Raw genomic sequence first — 19,649 nt, 5'->3', positions numbered from 1 at the left:
CCTTCGCGCCGCCCCCGGGCTTCTTCTTGGTAAAAATACCTCTGCGCGGCGCCGGCCCCGCCGCACAACGCCCGGGGCGCAGATGACCCTTCTCGCCCGCCTGCAAGGCGCCTCGCTGGGCGCCCGCGTCATGCGCTCGTCGCTGTTCACCCTGGGCGGCTTCGGCGCCAATCAGGTGATCCGGCTGGCCTCGAACCTGATCCTGACGCGGCTGCTCTTCCCCGAGGCCTTCGGCCTCATGGCGCTGGTCACCGTCTTCCTCGTGGGCCTCGGCCAGTTCAGCGACGTCGGCGTGACCCCGGCCATCCTGCAATCGAAGCGCGGCGACGACCAGAGCTTCCCGGACACCGCCTGGACGATACAGGTGGCGCGCGGGGTCGGGCTGTGGTTCGTGGCCGGCGCCTGCGCCTGGCCCATGGCCTGGGCCTACAACGAACCGGTCCTGGCGCAGATGCTGCCCGTCGCGGCGCTGGTTCTGGTCATCAACGGCTTCAGGCCCACGCGCATGGTGACGGCCAACCGGCACCTGATGCTGGGCCGCGTGACCCTGCTGGACATCGGCACGCAGGTCGGCGGCGTCGTGACCGCCGTCGTGCTGGCCTGGTGGATGCAATCGGTCTGGGCGCTGGTGATCTCGGGCATCGTCGGCGCCGCGCTCGAGGTCCTGCTCAACAGCCGCTTCCTGCCCGGCCCCGCCAACCGCCTGCACTGGGAACGCGCCGCGGCGCAAGAGCTGATCGGCTTCGGCAAATGGGTCTTCCTCGCCACGGTCTGCGGCTTTGTCTTCAGCCAGGCCGACAAGATCCTGATCGTACCGTTTCGCGCCGCTCGATCTCTTCGGGGTCTACAATATCGGCTATTTCTGGGCCTCCTTCCCGATGATGCTGGGCAGCATGCTGGTGCTGAAGATCCTGATCCCGATCTACCGCGAACGCCCCCCGCCGAGAGCCGCGCCAACTTCCTGAAACTGCGCCAGATGCGCCTGGGCGTGACCGGCCTGCTGCTGGGCTTCACCGGCCTCTTCGCCCTGGGCAGCAGCTGGATCGTCCATACGCTCTATGACGGGCGCTATCATCAGGCCGGGGCCATGGCGGTGCTGCTGGCCTGCATGCAAATGCCGCAGATCATCGTGCAGACCTACGACCAGGCGGCGCTGGCGGCAGGCGATTCGCGCCGCTTCTTCGTGCTGGCGCTGGTGCGCGCGACGCTGATGGTGCTCTGCATCCTCGCCGGCATCCAGGCCGCCGGGCTGGTGGGCGCGATCCTCGGAATCGGCGCCGCCTATCTATTGGCCTACCCGGTCGTGGTCTGGCTGGCCCGCCGCATGGGCGCCTGGGACCCGATGCACGACATCGCCTATGGGCTGGTTGCGGCGCTGCTGGCCCTGGCTGCGATCCGGTTGAACTGGGACGACATAGCCGCCCTGAGCGAGAGCTTCCCCTGAATCGTGACCGGGTATTCCCGTCTCGCGTTCAGGCAGAAGCGCATGAACAGGCCCTATTTCCGATTCCGCAACAATTCGGGTATACTGCCCGAGTGTTGGGAAACACGAAACAAGTGTCGGAAAAAGCCGGAGAAATACGGCTTTTTTTCGGGGAGTACCTAAAAAACGCCGTATTCCCCACTCATTTCCGAATGAGGGTGGCGGCGTCTTACGTGGGGTAGGGGAAACATGACAGACGCAGCGGATATCGGCGAGAACGACATCGCCATCGTCGGTATGGCGGCGCATCTGCCGGGGGCCGAAGACATCGGCGCCTACTGGCGGAACCTGCGTGACGGCGTCTCCTCGATCCGCAGGCTGACAGAGGCCGAGCTGCGCGAGGCCGGCGAAGACCCCGGCCTGATGCGCCACCGCGATTACGTGCCCTTCGCCGCCCCCCTCGACGGGTTCGAGATGTTCGATGCCGACTTCTTCGGGTTCTCGCCCAAGGAGGCGGCGATCATGGACCCCCAGCACCGGCAATTCCTCGGAAACCGCCTGGGAGGCGCTGGAGACGGCGGGCCATGTGCCCGAGAATTTCCCCGGTCAGGTCGGCGTCTTCGCGGGCTGCGGGATGGGGTCGTATTTCTACTTCAACGTCTGCTCGAACCCGGATCTGGTCGAGAACACCGGCATGTTCCTGCTGCGCCACACCGGCAACGACAAGGACTTCATGACCACGCGGCTGAGCCATGTGCTGAACCTGCACGGGCCGTCGATCAACCTGCAGACGGCCTGCTCGACCTCGCTGGTGGCGACGCATTACGCCGCGCAGGCGCTGCTGAACGGCGAATGCGACATGGCCATCGCGGGCGGCGTGACCATCGAGCTGCCGCAGGGGCGCGGCTATCTCTACAAGGAAAACGAGATCCTCTCGCCCGACGGCGCCTGCCACGCCTTCGACCACCGCGCGCAGGGCACCGTCTTCGGATCCGGCGCGGGGGTCGTGGTGCTGCGGCGGCTGGCGGATGCGGTGGCCGACGGCGACCACATCTGGGCGGTCATCAAGGGCAGCGCCGTGAACAACGACGGCGCGCAGAAGGCGGGCTACCTCGCGCCCTCGGTCGAGGGGCAGGCGGATGCGGTGGCCGAGGCGCAGAGCATGGCGGGGGTGACGGCGGATACCGTCGATTACGTCGAGTGCCACGGCACCGGCACCTACCTTGGCGACCCCATCGAGGTGGCGGCGCTGACGCAGGCCTTTGCCGAGACCTCGGACGCCCTGGGTCACTGCCGCATCGGTTCCGTCAAGACCAATATCGGCCATCTGGATACGGCGGCGGGCGTGGCCTCTCTGATCAAGGCCAGCCTCGCGCTGCACCACCGCCAGATGCCGCCCTCGCTGGGCTTTGAGGCGCCGAACCCCGCCATCGACTTCGAGACCTCGCCCTTTCGCGTCAACGACCGGCTGACCGCCTGGAAGCGCGGCGCCCATCCGCGCCGCGCCGGGGTGAACTCGCTGGGGGTCGGCGGCACCAATGCGCATGTGGTGCTGGAAGAGGCACCCGAGCGCGACGCGCCCGCCGAAAGCGACTGGCCGTTCCAGATCCTCACCGTCTCGGGGCGGTCCAAGGCGGCGCTGGATGCCAATGCGGCGCGGCTGGCCGCGCATCTGCGCGCCCATCCGGGGCAATCGCTTGCGGATGTGGCCTGGACGCTGAAAGAGGGCCGCCGCGCCTTCGAGAAACGCCGCATCGTGGTGGCCGAAACGCCTGAGCAGGCCGCCCGCCTGCTGGAGGGCGCCGAGCCGCGCCGGATGCACGACCATAGCGCGCTGGACCGGCCCGAGGTGGTCTTCATGTTCCCCGGCGGCGGCGCGCAATACGCCGGCATGGCGCGCGACCTTTACGAGACAGAGCCGGTCTTCGCCGAGTGGATGGACCGGGGGCTGGCGCATCTCGAAACGCTGACCGGGGCATCCGGCGGCGATGGCGCTGAAGGTATTTTGACCAAGAAGAAGCCGGGGGTCCGGGCGCTTTGGCTGCCCGAGCGCGGGGATGAGGCGGCGGCGGACAAGGCGCTGCTGAAGCCCTCGCTGCAACTGCCGCTGATCATGATCACCGAGGTCGCCCTGGCCCGGCTGTGGATGAGCTGGGGTCTGGAGCCTGTGGCCCTGACCGGGCATTCCATGGGCGAGAACACCGCCGCCTGCATCGCGGGCGTGATGAGCTTCGAGGATTGCATCGGGCTGGTGCACCTGCGCGGCGCGCTCTTCGACGAGGTGCCGGAGGGCGGGATGCTGTCGGTTGCCCTGCCCGCAGAGGAGCTGCGGTCGCTTCTGGGCGAGGCGCTGGACCTTGGCGCCGTGAACGCGCCGGGGTTGTCGGTGGCCTCCGGCCCGCAGGCGGACCTGGACGCGCTGGAGGAACGGCTGAGGGTGCAGGAGGTGGAGTGCCGCCGCATCGGCATCGACATCGCCGCGCACAGCCGGATGCTGGCGCCGATCCTCGAGCGCTTCCGCGCCTACCTGCGCGCGATCCCGCTGCATGCGCCGCAGATCCCGCTGACCTCGAACCTGCACGGGCGCGCGATGACGGCGGAAGAGGCGCAGAGCCCCGACTACTGGGTCGATCACCTGCGCGGCACGGTCCTGTTCGCCGATTGCCTGGGCGCTCTGGCCGGGGAGAACCGCGTCTTTCTGGAGGTCGGGCCGGGCAAGGCGCTGACCTCGCTGGCGCGCCAGCATGGCCAGACCAACGCCAATGCGGTGCTGTCGTCGCTGCGCCACCCCGATGAGGCGGTGGCCGACGACGTTCATATGTTCGAGGTGCTGGGCCGGCTCTGGGCCCTGGGCGTGGACATCGACTGGGGGCAGGTCTGGGGCGAGGCGCCGCGCCACCGCGTGCCGCTGCCGACCTATGCCTTCCAGCGCAGCCCCTATTTCATTGCCCCCGGCGAGGCGGCGACCGAGGCGGCGCCGCAATACCTGATGCGCAGCGACGAGATCGGAGGCTGGGGCTGGGCGCCGGTCTGGCGACCGCGCGGCGCGCCGGTCGAGGTCGATGTGGTCGACGGGCTGGAGGAGGCCGCGCCGCAGGTCTGGCTGGTCTTCCTGGACGACGCCGGGATCGGCACCCGGCTGGTCGAACGCCTGCGCGGCGCCGGGCAGGCGGTGATCGACGTCCGGGCAGGCGATGCCTTTGCCCGGACGGCAGAGCATTCCTACCTGCTGGCGCCGGAACGCGGGCGCGAGGGCTATGACCTGCTGATGCAGGACCTGTCTCAGCGCGGCCTTGTCCCCACCCGGATCGCGCATCTCTGGCTGCTGACCGCGGACGAGGGCCACCGGCCCGGGTCCTCCTTCCTGCACCGGGTGCAGGAGCAGGGCTTTTACGCGCTGCTGTTCCTTGCGCAGGCGCTGGAGGCGGAGAGCATTCCGCGACCGCTGCACATCTCGGTGGTCACCAACGGTGCGGCCCGGCTACGGGACGAGGCGCTGCCCTACCCGTCCAAGGCAACGCTGGCGGGACCGGCGCGGGTGATCCCGCGCGAGCTGCCGGGCGTGACGGTCGGCACGCTGGACCTGACCCTGCCGGTCACGGCGGAACCCTCGTTCCTCGGGGCCGCCGGGGCGCGTGCCGCGCAGGCGCAGGCCATGGATGCGCTGGCCGGCCGGGTGCTCGAAGAGCTGCTGTCCGAACCCGGCAACCGGATCGCGGCGCTGCGCGGCGACCGCCGCTTCGAATGCGCGATGAAGCCGCGCGCCCTGCCCGAGGCCGCCGAGCTGCCCGAAGGCGGCACCGTCCTGCTGACCGGCGGCTTTGGCGGCGTCGGGCTGACGCTGGCGCGGGCCATGGCGCGGCGCGGCACGAACCTTGTCCTGCTGGCGCGCAGGGCCCTGCCCGATCGCGCCGACTGGGCCGACTACCTCGCCCGCCATGCCCCGCAGGACCGCACCGCCCGCCGCATCCGCGCCGTCGAGGCGCTGGAGGCCGAGGGCGCCGAGGTCCTGACCACGGCCGCCGATGTCTGCAACACCGGCCAGATGCAGGCCGCGCGGGCCGAGGCCGAGGCGCGCTTTGGCCGCATCACCGGGGTCATCCACGGCGCCGGGATCATCGACGACGCGCCGCTGCTGGCCAAGACCCCCGCCAGCATCGAGGATGTCTTTACCCCCAAGATCCACGGCACGCTGGTCCTGGAAGAGGTCTTCCCCGACGGCGATCTGGACTGGATGGCACTGTTCGCCTCTTCCTCCACCGTCACCGCGCCGGTGGGGCAGGTCGACTACGTCGCCGCGAACGAGTTCCTGAACGCCTATGCGCAGGGGCGGCAGGGCAGGACCCGCGTCACCGCGATCAACTGGGGCATCTGGGCCGAGGTCGGCATGGCCGCCGAGGCCGTGGCCGCGCGCACCGGCGACATCGCCCCGGCGCCGGTGCAGGAGGTGGCGCTGCCGCTGCTGGACACCGCCAGCTTCGACAATCACGGCAACCGGGTCTTCGACAGCACGCTGGGGCAGGACGACTGGATCATCGACGAACACCGCACCCGCGACGGCGACGCCCTGCTGCCCGGCACCGGCTACCTGACGCTGGCCGCCCATGCGCTGAGCGCCCACCACGAGGACGGCCCCTTCGAGATCCGCGACCTTGCCTTCCTGCGCCCCCTGCGGGTGGCCGAGGGCGGCGCCCGCCAGATGCGCACGCGGCTGGTGCGAAGCGACTCGGGCTATCGCTTCGAGGTGCTGGCCGATGCCACGCTGAACGGTCGCAAGGGCCGCGCGCCCATTGCCGAGGCTTCGCTGTCGCTGCTGCCGATCCACCGCCCGGCGCCGCTGGACCTGTCCGAGATCCGCGCCCGCTGCAACGCCCGTGTCGAGGGCAACGGCGCCAAGCTGAGTGCCGCGCAAGAGGTGCTGCTGGACTTCGGGCCGCGCTGGCGCGTGCTGGACCGCACCGCCCTTGGCAAGGGCGAGGGGATCGCCGACCTGTCGCTGCCCGCCGAGGCCGCCGGGGATAACTGCCTGTTGCACCCCGCGCTTCTGGACATCGCGACCGGCTGGGCGATGGAGCTGATCGACGGCTGGCAGCCCACGCATCTCTGGGCGCCGGTGCGTTATGCCTCGGTCCGGGTGCATGCGCCGCTGGGCGACAGCATCGTGTCCTGGGTCCGCAACGCCGCCCGCAACCGCGCCGATGCGGAAACCGCCAGCTTCGACGTCACGCTCTGTGCGCCGGACGGCACCGTGCTGGTCGAGGTCAAGGGTTTCACCATCCGCAAGCTGGCCAGCACCGACATCCTGCGCGCCACCCCGGCCCTGACAGCGGCCGAGGTCGAGGTCGACGGCAGCGACGCCACGCAGCCGCTGTCGCCCGCCGAAGAGCGTCTGGCCCACAACCTCAGCCAGGGCATCCGCCCGGAGGAAGGGCCAGAGGCCTTTGCCCGCGCCCTTGCCCTTGGCCTGCCGCAGGTCGTCGTCTCTTCGATGGATCTGGACGCGCTGACGCAGCAGGCCGGGGCCACCAGCGCCGAACGCGGCCCGGTGCAGACCTTCGACCGCCCGCAGCTCGACAGCGACTTCGTCGCCCCCGAGGGCGAGATCGAGACCCGGCTAGCCGGTTTCTGGCAAGAGCTTCTGGGCGTCTCGAACGTCGGCGCCGAGGACAGCTTTTTCGACCTTGGCGGCCACTCTCTGATCGCCGTGCGCCTCTTCGCCATGGTCAAGAAGGCCTTCAACGTCGATTTCCCGATCTCCATCCTGTTCGAGGCGCCGACGATCCGCGCCTGTGCCGCGCTGATCGAGGCGCAGACCGGGCCGCTGGACCAGCCCGGAGAGGCCCCGAAGGCGCCCGAGCGCCGCTTTACCCACCTTGTGCCGATGCATGACGGCGACGGCGGCGCGCGGCAGCCCTTCTTCCTGATCGCGGGCATGTTCGGCAACGTGCTGAACCTGCGCCATCTCGCGCATCTTCTGGGCGCCGACCGGCCCTTCTACGGGGTGCAGGCGCGCGGTCTTTACGGCGGCGAGGCGCCGCACGAGACCATCGAAGAGGCCGCCCGCGACTACATCGCCGAAATCCGGCAGGTGCAGGCGCAGGGGCCCTACATGCTGGGCGGCTTCTCGGGCGGCGGCATTTCCGCCTACGAGGTGGCGCGCCAGCTTGAAGCGGCGGGCGAAGAGGTCTCTCTGGTGGTGATGCTGGACACGCCGCTGCCGCAGCGCCGCCCGCTGACGCGCGGCGACCGGCTGGCGATCCAGTGGCAGCAGGCCCGCGCCAGGGGGCCGCTTTATCCCTTTGTCTGGGCGAAGAACCGCGTCGCCCGGGAAATCGCGAAACGCCGCCGGGCAGAGCCCACCGGCGCGGTTCACGGCTTCCACAACGCCGAGATCGAGGCCGCCTTCTACCGCGCCATCGCCGCCTATACCGTCGCCCCCTGGAGCGGTCGGCTGGTGCTGTACCGCCCGCCGCTGACGGGCAAGTGGACGGTCGGCGGCGGGCGTCTGGTCAGCTCCGAACGGGCCTATGTGACGCAGGACAACGACTGGGGGCTGGTGGCCCCGCAGGTCGAGGTGCACGAGGTGCCGGGCGATCACGACAGCATGGTGCTCGAACCGAACGTCCGTGTTCTGGCCGCCCTGATGGGTCGCGCCATCGAAGAGGCCGAGGCCTTCTCGGGCGGGCGCGACGACGTGGTGCCTTTCCGGGGGAGGGCGGCGGAATGACCCCGGCGCCTCGTATACTTGTTGTATCCCTGAACTTCCGCACCGCCGAGATGACCCTGCGCTCGGCAGCCTCGGCGCTGCGCGCGATGGAGGGGCTGAACGCAGAGCTGGTGATCGTGGACAACGACTCGGGCGACGGGTCGTTCGAGGCGATGCAGGCCCATGTCGCGGCGCAGGGCTGGCCGGTGCGGGTCATCGCCTCTGGCCACAACGGCGGCTTCGGCGCGGGCAACAACGTCGGCATCCGCGCGGGCATGTCGGACGGCAAGGCGCCGGACTATGTATACATCCTGAATTCAGACGCTTTCCCGCGCCCCGACGCCCTGCGCCTGCTGGTCGATCACCTCGAAACCCACCCGCAGGCCGGGATTGCAGGCAGCTATATCGAAGGCGAGGACGGCGTGCCCCATGTCACCGCCTTCCGCTTCCCCTCGGTCTGGTCCGAACTGGAAGGCGCCGCGCGCTTCGGCCCGATCTCGCGGCTGCTGGCCGGGCACCGCGTGCCGCTGGAGATCCCCGAGACCACGCAGCGGGTCGACTGGCTGGCCGGCGCCTCCATGCTGATGCGGCACGAGATGCTGGAGCGCATCGGCCTCTTCGACGAGACCTTCTTTCTGTATTTCGAGGAAACCGACCTGTGCCGCCGGGCCGCGGCCGCGGGCTATGAAACGCATTACCTGCGCGACAGCGTGGTGGCGCATATCGGCTCTGTCTCGACCGGCATGAAGACCTGGTCGCGCATCCCCGGTTTCTGGCTGGACAGCCGCTGGCATTACTTTTCAAAGGCTTACGGAAAGGGCGGCGCCATTCTGGCAACCCTTGCCCATGTCACCGGCGGCGGGCTCTGGCGCCTGCGCAGGCTGGTGCAGGGCAAACCGCCCGCCGACCCCCCGCGCTTTTTGCGCGACATGATTGCACATGACATGCATGCAATGCTCCGGCCGCTGCCGGGAAAGCCGCAGGCGGTCCGGGCGGCGACGCGCCGGGCCGCGGGCAAGCTCTGAAGGATTAACGACATGGCATTTTCCTCGATCCTCATCGGCGACCAGTCCCTGCTGGTACAATGCGCGGAACAGCTGCTGGCCCGGGGCAATGCGGTCTCTGCGGTTGTCACCCGCAACACCGACGTCGCGGGCTGGGCGCAGGCCCGGGGCCTGCGGGTCGAGGCGCCGGGCGCCGACCTTGGGGCGCGGCTTGCGGGCCTGTCCTGCGACTGGCTGCTGTCGATCGCGAACCTGTCCATCATCCCCCGGGACGTGCTGGCCCTGCCCGCGAAGGGCGCGGTGAACTTCCACGACGGCCCGCTGCCGCGCCACGCCGGGCTGAACGCCCCGGTCTGGGCGCTGATCGAGGGCGAGACCCAGCACGGCATCACCTGGCACCTGATCGAGGGCGGCGTGGACGAGGGCGATATCCTGGTGTCGCGCGCCTTCGACATTGCCGCCAATGACACCGCGCTGACCCTGAACACCAAGGCCTACGAGGCGGCCATCGCCTCTTTCCCGGCGCTGCTGGACCAGCTGGAAGGCACGCCGCGCCGGGTGCCGCAGGACCTGTCCGCGCGCAGCTATCACGCCCTGACCGACCGGCCCGCGCAGCAGGGCGTGCTGGACCTCACCCGCCCGGCGGCGGATCTGGCGCGGCTGCTGCGCGCGCTGGATCACGGCCCCTACTGGAACCCGCTGGCGCGCGCGAAGCTGCGGACGGCGGGCGGGCTCTGGCTGGTCACGGGCGCCACGGAAACCGCCAGCCAGGCCGCGCACTGGCACCGTGCTGGAGACCTCCGAGGCCGCGCTGACCGTCGCCTGCGGGGGCGGCGCGCTGCGGCTGTCGCTGGCGCGGATCTGCGGCGCCCCGGTCAGCGCCACCCAGGTCGCCTCGGTCGGGGACGTCCTGCCCACCGGCCCGCTGCTGCCCGTGGCCGAGATCGCCGCGATCGCCCGCCACGATGCGACGCTGCGGCGCGCCTTCGCCACCTTCGACGCGGCCATGCTGCCCGGCCTGCGCGGCACGGGCAGCGGGATCGAGACGCGCGCGCTGCACCTGCCCGAGGGCTGCGACCGCGACGCGCTGACCGCGCTTTGGGCGCGGCGGATCACCGGCCAGTCCGCGCCGGACCTCGCCTTTGCCGACGATGCCGTCAGCCGCGCGGCGCAAAGCGGCCTCTGCCTGCCATGGACGCCGCGCCGCGCCAGCGAAAGCGGCCTGTCCGACAGCGCCGGGCCGGTCTTTGCCGATCTCTTCGCCCGCGACCCCGACCTCGACTGGCCCGAGACCCCGGCGCTTGGTATCTCAGAGGCGGCCCATGTGCCCGGCACCGCGCTGACGCTTCAGCGCACCGGCGCCCTGTCCTACGACACCGCCCGCATCGACCCGGCGCAGGCAGAGCTTCTGGCCGCCCGGCTGGAGCTTTGGGCCACAGCGCCCGACACCCCCCTGCCCAAGGCGGAACGGGCGCAGGTCCTCGACCTGTGGAACGCCACCGACACTGGCCACGATCGCGGGCTGACCATGCAGGCGGCCTTCGAGGCGCAGGTGGCCAGGACCCCCGACGCCGTGGCGCTGATCTTCGAGGACCAGCGCGTGACCTACGCCGACCTGAACGCCCGCGCCAACCGCGCCGCGCACCTGCTGCGCGAGATGGGCGTCGGTGCCGAGATCGTCGTCGGCCTGTGCTGCCGCCGCTCTGTCGACCTGATGGTGGGCGCGCTGGCGATCCTCAAGGCGGGCGGCGCCTACCTGCCGATGGACCCGGGCTACCCCGCCGACCGGCTGAAGCACTTCGTCGAGGACAGCGGCGCCCCGGTGATCGTCACGCAGGCGGGCGTGGCGCCGCAGCTGCCAGAGCATCAGGCCGCGCTTCTAGTGCTGGACGCGGAACCGCGGCTTGCCACCGCGCCGGACAGCAACCCCGCCCCTCTCAGCGGGCCGGAGAACCTTGCATACCTGATTTATACAAGCGGCTCGACCGGCAAGCCCAAGGGCGTGATGATCGAACACCGCAACGTGCTGAACTTCTACACCGGCATGGACGCGCATATCCCCGCGCAGGGCAAATGGCTGGCGGTGACCTCTCTCAGCTTCGACATTTCCGTGCTGGAATTGTTCTGGACCACCGCGCGCGGGCTGACGGTGGTTCTGACCGGCGACGAGGATCGCGGGCTGATCTCGAAGGGGCCGATGACCACCGGCGGCGCCGGGATTGAATACAGCCTGTATTATTGGGGCAACGACGATGGCACGGGCCGCGACAAGTACCGCCTGCTGCTGGAAGGCGCGCAATTCGCCGACGAAAACGGCTTTGTCGCCGTCTGGACGCCCGAGCGGCATTTTCACGCCTTCGGCGGCCCCTATCCGAACCCCTCTGTCACCGGCGCCGCCGTCGCGGGTGTGACCAAGCGGATCGGCGTGCGCGGCGGCTCCGTCGTGGCCCCCCTGCACCACCCGGCGCGGATCGCCGAGGAATGGGCGGTGATCGACAACCTGACGAACGGGCGCGCAGGCATGGCCATCGCCAGCGGCTGGCAGCCGGACGATTTCGTCCTGCGCCCCGAGAACACGCCACCCGCCAACAAGCCCGCGATGATGGAAAGCATCGAGACCGTGCGAAAGCTGTGGCGCGGCGAGGCGGTGGCCTTTCCCCGCAAGGACGGCACGCTGCACGAGGTGGTGACGCAGCCGCGCCCCGTCTCCAAGGAGCTGCCGGTCTGGGTCACCACCGCCGGCAACCCCGAGACATGGCGCGAGGCCGGGCGCGCCGGCTGCAACGTCCTGACGCACCTTCTGGGCCAGTCCGTCGACGAGGTCGGCGGCAAGATCGCGCTGTACCACGAGGCCCTGCGCGAGGCGGGGCACGACCCGGCCAATTTCAGCGTCACGCTGATGTTGCACACCTTCCTGTCGGACAGCCGCGACCACGCGCGCGAGATCGCCCGCGAGCCGATGAAGGACTACCTGCGCTCTGCCGCCGGTCTGATCAAGCAATACGCCTGGGCCTTTCCCGCCTTCAAGCGGCCCGAGGGGGTGTCGAACGCCTTCGACCTGCAACTCGACGGGCTGGAACCCGAGGAACTGGACGCCATCCTCGACTTCGCCTTCGAACGCTATTTCACCGACAGCGGGCTGTTCGGCACGGTCGAGGATGCGCTGGCGCGGACCGACGACCTGAAGCGCATCGGCGTGACGGAAATCGCCTGCCTGATCGACTACGGCATCGACCGCGAGACGGTGCTGGAGGGGCTGAAGCCGCTGGCGCAGGTGGTCAAGGCCGCGAAGGCCGCGCCAGAGCTTGCGGCGGATGACTTCTCTATCGCCGCGCAGATCGTGCGGCACGGGGTGACCCATCTGCAATGCACCCCCTCGATGGCGCGGATGATCGCCATGAACGACGAGGCGCGCTTTGCCCTGCGTGGTGTGCAACATGTATACGTCGGCGGCGAACCCCTGCCCGGGGCGCTGGTGGACGAGTTCCGGGGCCTGACCGGCGCCACCCTGACCAATATGTACGGCCCGACCGAAACCACGATCTGGTCCTCGGTCGAGCCGGTCACGGGCGGCGAGGCGGTGGTCAATATCGGCCAGCCGCTTGCGAACCAAAGGCTTTACGTGCTGGACGACGACCGCCAGCCGGTCGGGGTCGGCATGGAGGGCGAGCTTTGGATCGGCGGCGAGGGCGTCACCCGCGGCTACTGGAACCGTCCCGACCTGACCGCGGACCGCTTCACCGACAACCCGTTCCACGCCGGGCGGATGTACGGGACGGGCGATCTGGTCCGCCGCCGCGCCGATGGCCGCATCGACTTTGTCGGGCGGGTCGACGGCCAGATCAAGCTGCGCGGTCACCGGATCGAACTGGGCGAGATCGAGGCCGCGCTGGAGGCGGTGCCGGGTGTGACCCAGGCCGTGGTGGTCCCGCGCGAGGATCAGCCCGGCGACCTGCGGCTGGTCGGCTATTATACAGGCGGTATGCAGGACGAACCGACGCTGCGCGCCACCCTCTCCGAGACCCTGCCGGCCATCATGGTGCCCGCCCGCTTCGTCGCGCTGGACGCCTTTCCGCTGACCCCGAACAAGAAGGTGGACCGCAAGGCCCTGCCCGCCCCCGCCGCACGCAGGGTCGAGGCCCCGGCGCCCCGGCGCGAAGCGGCGGCCACCGCCGCCCCGGCCCGGCCCGGCAAACCCGCGAAATCCGTCGAACAGGCGGTGGCGCGGATCTGGACCTCTGTGCTTGGCGTTTCGGAAATCGGGCCGCGCGACAGTTTCTTCGACCTCGGCGGGCATTCCCTGCTGGCGGTGCAGGCGCATCGCGCCCTGCGCGACGAGCTGGGCGCAAAGCAGCTGTCGATCACCGACATCTTCCGCTTCCCGGTGCTTTCGGACCTTGCCGAGCGGGTCTCGCAGCTGGTCGACGGCCTGCCTGCCCCGCACCCCGCACAGGCCCCTGCCGCAGCGCCCGAGCGCGCGCAGTCGCGCAGCGATGCCATGGCGCGGCGCCGCGAGATGCGGGCCCGCCGCCGCGCATGAGCCCCCTGTCCGACCTGCCGGACCTCATTCGGCAGGTCACCCGCCCCGGCCTGTTCTGGGGAACCGCCCGGATCGGCGAGGAGGGCAGGCTGTTCCCCGAGGAGGCCGCCCATGTCGCGCGCGCGGTCCCGGCGCGCCGGGCCGAGTTCCTCGCCGGCCGGATCGCCGCCCGCCGGGCGCTGGCGCAGCTTGGGTACAAGACGCCGCCGCTGCCCGCCGGACCCGACCGCGCGCCGCTCTGGCCCGCCGGGGTGTCGGGCAGCATCAGCCACAGCGCCGGCGCCGCCATCGCCGTGGTCGGTGACAGCACCCGGCACCCGCTGCTGGGCGTCGACATCGAACCCGCCGAGCCGCTGCCCGTGGCGCTGATCGCCGAGATCTGCCGCCCCGAAGAGATCGCGGACCGGCCTGCCGGGGACCGGCCCATGCTGGCGCGCAGGCTCTTTTCCGCGAAAGAGGCGCTGTACAAGGCGCAGTATCCGCGCAGCCGGACGGTCTTTGGCTTCCATGGCCTGACGGTCGATCTGCACAGCGGCGAGGCCCGCTTTCCGCCGCACCCCGAGACCGCCGGCTTCGCGCCCGACTCGCAGCAGGCCCTGCGCCTTGCGCAGACCGCCGGGCCGCGGCTGATCCTGTCTTTGGGCCTCGCACCCGACTGATTCCCCCGACCAGCCCGCCACCCGGGCGCCACATTTGGCGCTGATTTCGCGTAACTTTCTGTGTTTACGGCAGAAATATGGCGCCGGTTCACGGGGTGGACACGCATTGTTTCCCCCGGGCCGCCGGAAAGTCCGTGGCAAAATTGCGGCATCCGGCCTAGATTGCGGCGTGAAGGCGGCGAAGGCCGGACGCAATCCCGGCGAGACCGGGACGCAACCGGGACAGGCTGTCTCCGCATTGGGGGCCTCTTTGCGGGAGCGCGAGAAGAATGAACCAGTTCCAGTCGATCGACGAGGTCTTTGCCGCCCTGCGCCGTCGCGGGTGGCTTATTGTCATCGTGGCCGTGGTGGGCTGCGTGCTGTCCGTGCACCTCGCGCTGGGGCAGGTGAAGGCATACGAGGCCACCGCCGTCGTGCAGATCGAGGACGCCCGCCTGCCCGACCAGCTGGCCGGTGCCAGCGCCTCGCAGAGCGCCGATGCCTCGCGCCGCGTGCGGCTGATCGAACAGCGGCTGATGGCGCGTGACAACCTGGTCAACATCATGGAAAAGCACGACCTTTTCACCGATCGCCCGGGCATCACCATGAACGAGCGCGTCGCCGCCATGCGCGAGGCCGCCCGGATCCAGGAAATCGTGAACGCGGCGCAGGCCTATGCGCCCGGCGGCAACGCCCCGTCCGGGCTGATCATCACCGTGCGGCTGAACGACGCCCAGAAGGCGGCGGATGTGGCCAACGACCTGATGACCCTGGTGATCGACCAGTCGCGCGACCGCAGCAGCGGCCGTGCCCGCGAAACCCTTGATTTCTTTTCCGCGGAAGAGACCCGGATCGCCGGGGCGATCGAGGCGCAAGAGGGCCAGATCGCCGCCTTCAAGCGCGAGAACGCCGAGCAGATCCCCGACGGCGTGACGGAACTGCGCGCCCAGCTTGGCACCCTGCGCGACACCGACCTGGATCTCGACCAGCAGATCGTGACGCTGGAGGCGACCACATCACGGCAGCGCGAAGAGGTCACCGCCCGTCAGGTCGAGCTGTTGCAGGACCAGAAGCTGCTGATCACCGAACGCATCGCGCAGATCGAAGCGCTGCTTGCCGGTGCCCCCGAGGTGGAGCGCGAGCTGAACCGGCTGGAGCGCGAGCTGACCAAGCTTCAGGATCAGTACAGCGTCATCACCCGCCGCAAGGCCGAGGCCGAGATGGGTCAGCTTCTGGAAGACCGCCAGGCCACCGACCGGTTCGAGGTGCTGGAAACCGCGCTGGTGCCCGAGGCCCCGGTCTCCCGCTCGCGCAAGCAGCTTGCGATGATGGGCGGATTTGCCAGCATTCTTGCCGGGCTGGCCGCCGCCTTCATCGTCGAACTGATGAACCCGGCGATTCGCAGCGCCGCGCAGATGGAGCGTATGCTGGGTGTGCAGCCGGTCGTCTCGATCCCCACAATCACCACCCGCCGCGACCGGACGATTGGCGGGCTGAAGCTGGGCGCCAAGATCCTGATGTTCCTGGCGCTGATCGCCGCCGGGCTGCGACTGCTGGCCAACCGCGTGCCTGCCCTGGCGGAACTGGCGGGGCGCTTCCTGCCGCGCCGGATTGCCCGCGGCTGAAAGACAACCGGGCTGCGCCGCTTTGACGGGATTGCCGGGCGCATATTGGTCCGCCTCGGGGCCTTGTCCCTGCGCACCCATGCGCCCCGTACAACCCGACCGGGCCCGTGACACGGGCCGGGGCGCGGATGCTCCGGCAGCGCGACCGGCAGGGGTGTCCCGGCCAAGACAGCGGATGCGTCAGTAGGTGTAGCGGTCCATTTCCGTGCCTTCGGCCTTGTTCAGCACCATGCCCAGCAGCGGGGTATCCGCGCCCAGCCGCCGCTCGACGTCCTTGATTTCCTTTTCGGTCGTCAGCCCGCCGCCAATCACCAGCAGCACGCCGTCGAACATCGGGCGGAAGGCAATCACGTCGTCGTAGAACAGCGCGGGCGGCAGGTCGAACAGCATGACATCGGTGCCAAAGCCGGTCTCGATCCGGTGCAGGGTCTCGGCCGTGCGCGGATCCTGAAGCAGTTCCGATGCATAGGGCTCCATCACGTCGTTGAAACCGAAGGCGATGTTGCGCCCGGCCTGAACCGGGTTCCGGCCCATGCGCTTGAGGTGATCCCCGGGGCTGGTCCGCCCCCGCAGCATGTCGCCAAGCGAGCCCGGCCTGTCGACGCCCATGACCTGATGCAGGGTCGAGCGGCGCAGATCGCAATCCAGCAGCAGCGTCCGACAGTTTTCCTGCCGCGACAGCGATATGGCAAGGTTGGCGGCGGTAAAGGTCTTGCCGCAGCCCTGCCCCGGCGAGGTGATCGCGATCCGCTTCCAGCCGTGTTCGTGCAGTGCCTGCAGCAGGCGTGTGCGCAAGACGTCAAAGGCGGTATGGGCCGGGTCGTCGCGCCGCGCGGTGATGATGCGGTTGCGGTGCAGGTGGCTCTCGTCGACGGTGATCTCGCCCAATGCGGACCACAAGCGGTCCGGCTCGGGCGCGGGCCGGTGGGGGGCTCGGCGGGCCGGGCTGCCGTCGCCGCCGGGGCCACCGGATCGGTCAGCGTCAGCGGCGCGGCGGCCTCGGCCGGCAGCGGTCTTGCAGGCGGCTTTGCGACATGGCCAAGGGCCTCTGCCTCGGCCTCGGCGGCCCGCCGCGCCTCTGCCTCTAACCGCTCCGCATCGGCGCGCGCCTGACGGGCCCGCGTCTCGGCCAACCGGCGTTTCTCGGCAAGATCCCTGCGCCGCTGGTCTTCGTCGACAGTCTTGTGACGGGCGGCATCGGCGCGCGCCTGCCCGGCCTCGGTCGTGTCGCGGGCTTCTTCGGGTGCAGCCGAAGCCACCGCCTGCCCCTCTTCGGGACGGGCAGGGCCTTCGGCACGGGTTTCACGGGGCGGAAGCGGGGCGGCGGCCTCGTCGCCGGGTATCTTGCCGGTCGCTGTCTGGTGTTTCCGGCGGAACCGGGGGCGGTCCATCATGGTCATGCCCCCCGCCCCGGTGCAGTCCGACACCGACCCGCGGTACGCCCACCCGGGCGGGCCGCCGTCTGACTTGCGATGCTGACTTGTCCTGCGGTCACGCGCGATAGCCCCGTTTCCGGTCTGAATGCCGATCTTTCTTCCGTTTAACCAAAGAAATCAGGCCAGAATAAGTCCGTTTTACGGGAATTGTTCACGGTTGGCGCCGCGCCCCGCCTAGAAGCCAAAGAGATTGGCGCGCACAATCGCCTTGTCAACAAAGCTGGGGCGATCGGTCTCGGGCTGCCAGCCCAAAGCCGCCTTCGGGTGCCGGTTGTCGAAGGGCGAGAAATGCGCCCGGCTTTTCCAGTCCGCCAGCGAGGGCCGGATGACCCCGGGCCGCCGCAGGGCGTATTTCTTCAGCCCGTATTTCACCGCGTCCGAGGCATAGAAGGCATAGAGGTTGCCCGGCACGACGCGGATCTTCGCGCCCAGAGCCTTGTGGATCTCGTTGAAGTAGCCGCGCGCGGACAGCATCGGCTCTCCGATCAGGTTGAAGCTCTGGCCCGTGACCGGCGCGTCGATCATGCGCACCAGCCCGTCGACGACATCGTCGATCAGCACGAAGGGCAGGATGTTGTTGCCGTGGCCCCAGATGCGCACCGCACCGGCCCCGTGCCAACGCCCGATGCCCCAGTGCTGCAGGGGCCCGCCGGGGCCGACGACGATGCCGGGCCGGGCGATGACCACCGGCAACCCGCGTTCCGCGTGCAGCTTCATCAGCTGGCGTTCGCATTCGGCCTTGGAGCGCGCGTAGATATTGCGGTCGCTCATGTCCTCGGGAAAGCCGGTGTCCTCGGTGATGGTCACGCCCGGGTCGGACATGTCGTAGCTGGCGATGGTGCCGGTATAGACCAGCCGCTTCACCCCCGCCCGTTCAGAGGCCATGGCGATCCGCGTCGTCACGCCCACGTCGTTCACCAGCGCGTCGGCCCATGTCTTGTCCATCGACTTGGCAAGGTTGAAGACCACGTCGATGCCCTGCATCGCCTCTGTCAGCGCGTCCAGATCGTACAGAGAGGCGGCCATGGTCTCGACCTGATCGGGCAGGTCGGGAAAGGGACCGTGACGCCCGCGCGACAGCACGCGCACATCGCGCCCCTCGGCCACAAGGCGCCGGGTCAGCGCGCGCCCGATGAAGCCGGTGCCGCCGATGACCATGGCGCTGGGTTTCGGGTCGCGGGTGCGCACGGCGGGTGCCTTCACCGCCAGCACCTCAGCAGGCAGCGCGTCGATCACCGCATCAAGCGTGCGCATCACTGCCACCGCGCTTTCGCCCGAGAACCGCGCATCGACCGGGGTGCGGTCGGCGATGGCGCCGTAGACCGCCCGGTTCATGCCGAGAAAGCTGCGGCCATAGGGGTTCTGCCTGTTCAGGCTGCGCATCTGCACCAGCGCGTTCCGCCAGCCCTCGCGGCGGTGCTGCCGGGTCAGCTCCAGCTGTTTGCGCAGCGGATTGGCGACCAGATCGGCGGCATTCTCACGCTCTACCAGCAGAACGTCCTGCGCGAAATCCAGCCGCGCCCGCGCCGAGGACCCGCGCAGCGTGACAGAGCGGTCGTCCACCGTCTCGACCATGGAAATGGTGAAGTTCACGTCAACCTGGCCCGCCCGCGCCAGCACCCGGACGCTCTGGGGACGCGGGTCGTCGCCCGGCAGCATCACCGGCTTCGACGCCTCGGCGTGCAGCACCTCGACCGGGCCAAAGAGGTCATGGGCGAAGGCCACCAGATGCGGCCCCAGTTCCAGCACAAGGTTCTTCGGCTCGCGCAGCAGCCACAGGTTGTAGGGCCCCGACCGCAGCGGCGCCGGGGCAGCGCCCAAGTGATCTCTGCCGAAGAGATGCGCCCGTAATCCCCCGCCATCATCGCGGCCTTCATGCGCTCGTAGGACGGCAGGCCGAGAAAGTTGTGCCCGGCGTGGAAACGCGCGCCGCCCTGCTGGGCTGCGGCCAGCACTCTTGACGCACCGTCACCCGATTCGGCCACAGGTTTTTCCACAAGCACGTGTATGCCCGCGGCAAGGCATTCTGTCGCGATTTCCTCATGAACGTTGGGCGGCGTGAGGATATGCACCGCATCGCAAAGCTGCGCGTCGATCATGGCCCCGAGCGTTGTGAACACCCGCGCGCCGTGGGGGGCCGCCGATGCCTGCGCCGCCGATCTCGTTCAGATCGCAGACCGCCGAGATCGTCACACCGGGGGTGGCCGCCAGGGCTTCGGCGTGCCAGTCGGCGATGTATCCGGCCCCGATCAGACCGACTCGGATGGGGTTTGCCAT

At 69.7% G+C, this 19,649-nt stretch carries 6 protein-coding genes and 3 pseudogenes; 7 read left to right on the top strand and 2 right to left on the bottom strand.

All coding sequences use genetic code 11. The features are described 5' to 3' along the window. The first annotated feature begins 82 nt into the window (after window positions 1–82). The 7 genes and pseudogenes from ABFB10_RS10305 to ABFB10_RS10280 all read left to right on the top strand — a co-directional run bounded on the left by ABFB10_RS10305 (window position 83) and on the right by ABFB10_RS10280 (window position 15,936). A complete protein-coding gene (locus ABFB10_RS10305; RefSeq protein WP_347166455.1) occupies window positions 83–1,444 on the top strand; it encodes an oligosaccharide flippase family protein in 1,362 nt (453 codons plus the stop codon). A gap of 228 nt (window positions 1,445–1,672) precedes the next feature. After that, window positions 1,673–8,150 (top strand): annotated as a pseudogene (locus ABFB10_RS10300) (type I polyketide synthase). Next, window positions 8,147–9,154: a glycosyltransferase family 2 protein gene (locus ABFB10_RS10295; protein WP_347166454.1), complete on the top strand. Its 1,008-nt coding sequence runs from the start codon at window positions 8,147–8,149 to the stop codon at window positions 9,152–9,154. The pseudogene ABFB10_RS10300 and the gene ABFB10_RS10295 overlap by 4 nt, the downstream one beginning before the upstream one ends. Before the next feature lie 12 nt (window positions 9,155–9,166). After that, a pseudogene (locus ABFB10_RS24085) lies at window positions 9,167–9,592 on the top strand (formyltransferase family protein); the annotation flags it as partial. Between the two features lie 328 nt (window positions 9,593–9,920). Next, on the top strand, window positions 9,921–13,673 hold the full coding sequence (locus ABFB10_RS10290; protein ID WP_430523006.1) for a MupA/Atu3671 family FMN-dependent luciferase-like monooxygenase: 3,753 nt from the start codon (window positions 9,921–9,923) through the stop codon (window positions 13,671–13,673). Next, window positions 13,670–14,332, top strand: coding sequence for a 4'-phosphopantetheinyl transferase family protein (locus ABFB10_RS10285; protein WP_347166453.1), 663 nt, complete (start codon window positions 13,670–13,672; stop codon window positions 14,330–14,332). Before ABFB10_RS10290 ends, ABFB10_RS10285 begins: the two co-directional genes overlap by 4 nt. A gap of 269 nt (window positions 14,333–14,601) precedes the next feature. Next, window positions 14,602–15,936, top strand: coding sequence for a GumC family protein (locus ABFB10_RS10280; protein WP_347166452.1), 1,335 nt, complete (start codon window positions 14,602–14,604; stop codon window positions 15,934–15,936). Window positions 15,937–16,116: 180 nt separating this feature from the next. On the opposite strand, the gene ABFB10_RS10275 is transcribed toward ABFB10_RS10280, so the two are convergent. Further along, a complete protein-coding gene (locus ABFB10_RS10275) occupies window positions 16,117–16,836 on the bottom strand; it encodes a CpsD/CapB family tyrosine-protein kinase (RefSeq protein WP_347166451.1) in 720 nt (239 codons plus the stop codon). 710 nt (window positions 16,837–17,546) lie between these two features. Then, window positions 17,547–19,649: pseudogene (locus ABFB10_RS10270) on the bottom strand (NAD-dependent epimerase/dehydratase family protein).

This window comes from Ponticoccus litoralis (assembly GCF_039769985.1).
GTDB lineage: Bacteria > Pseudomonadota > Alphaproteobacteria > Rhodobacterales > Rhodobacteraceae > Ponticoccus > Ponticoccus litoralis.
Note: the sequence above shows the minus strand (reverse complement) of the source record. Positions and strands in the feature narration are given on the sequence as shown.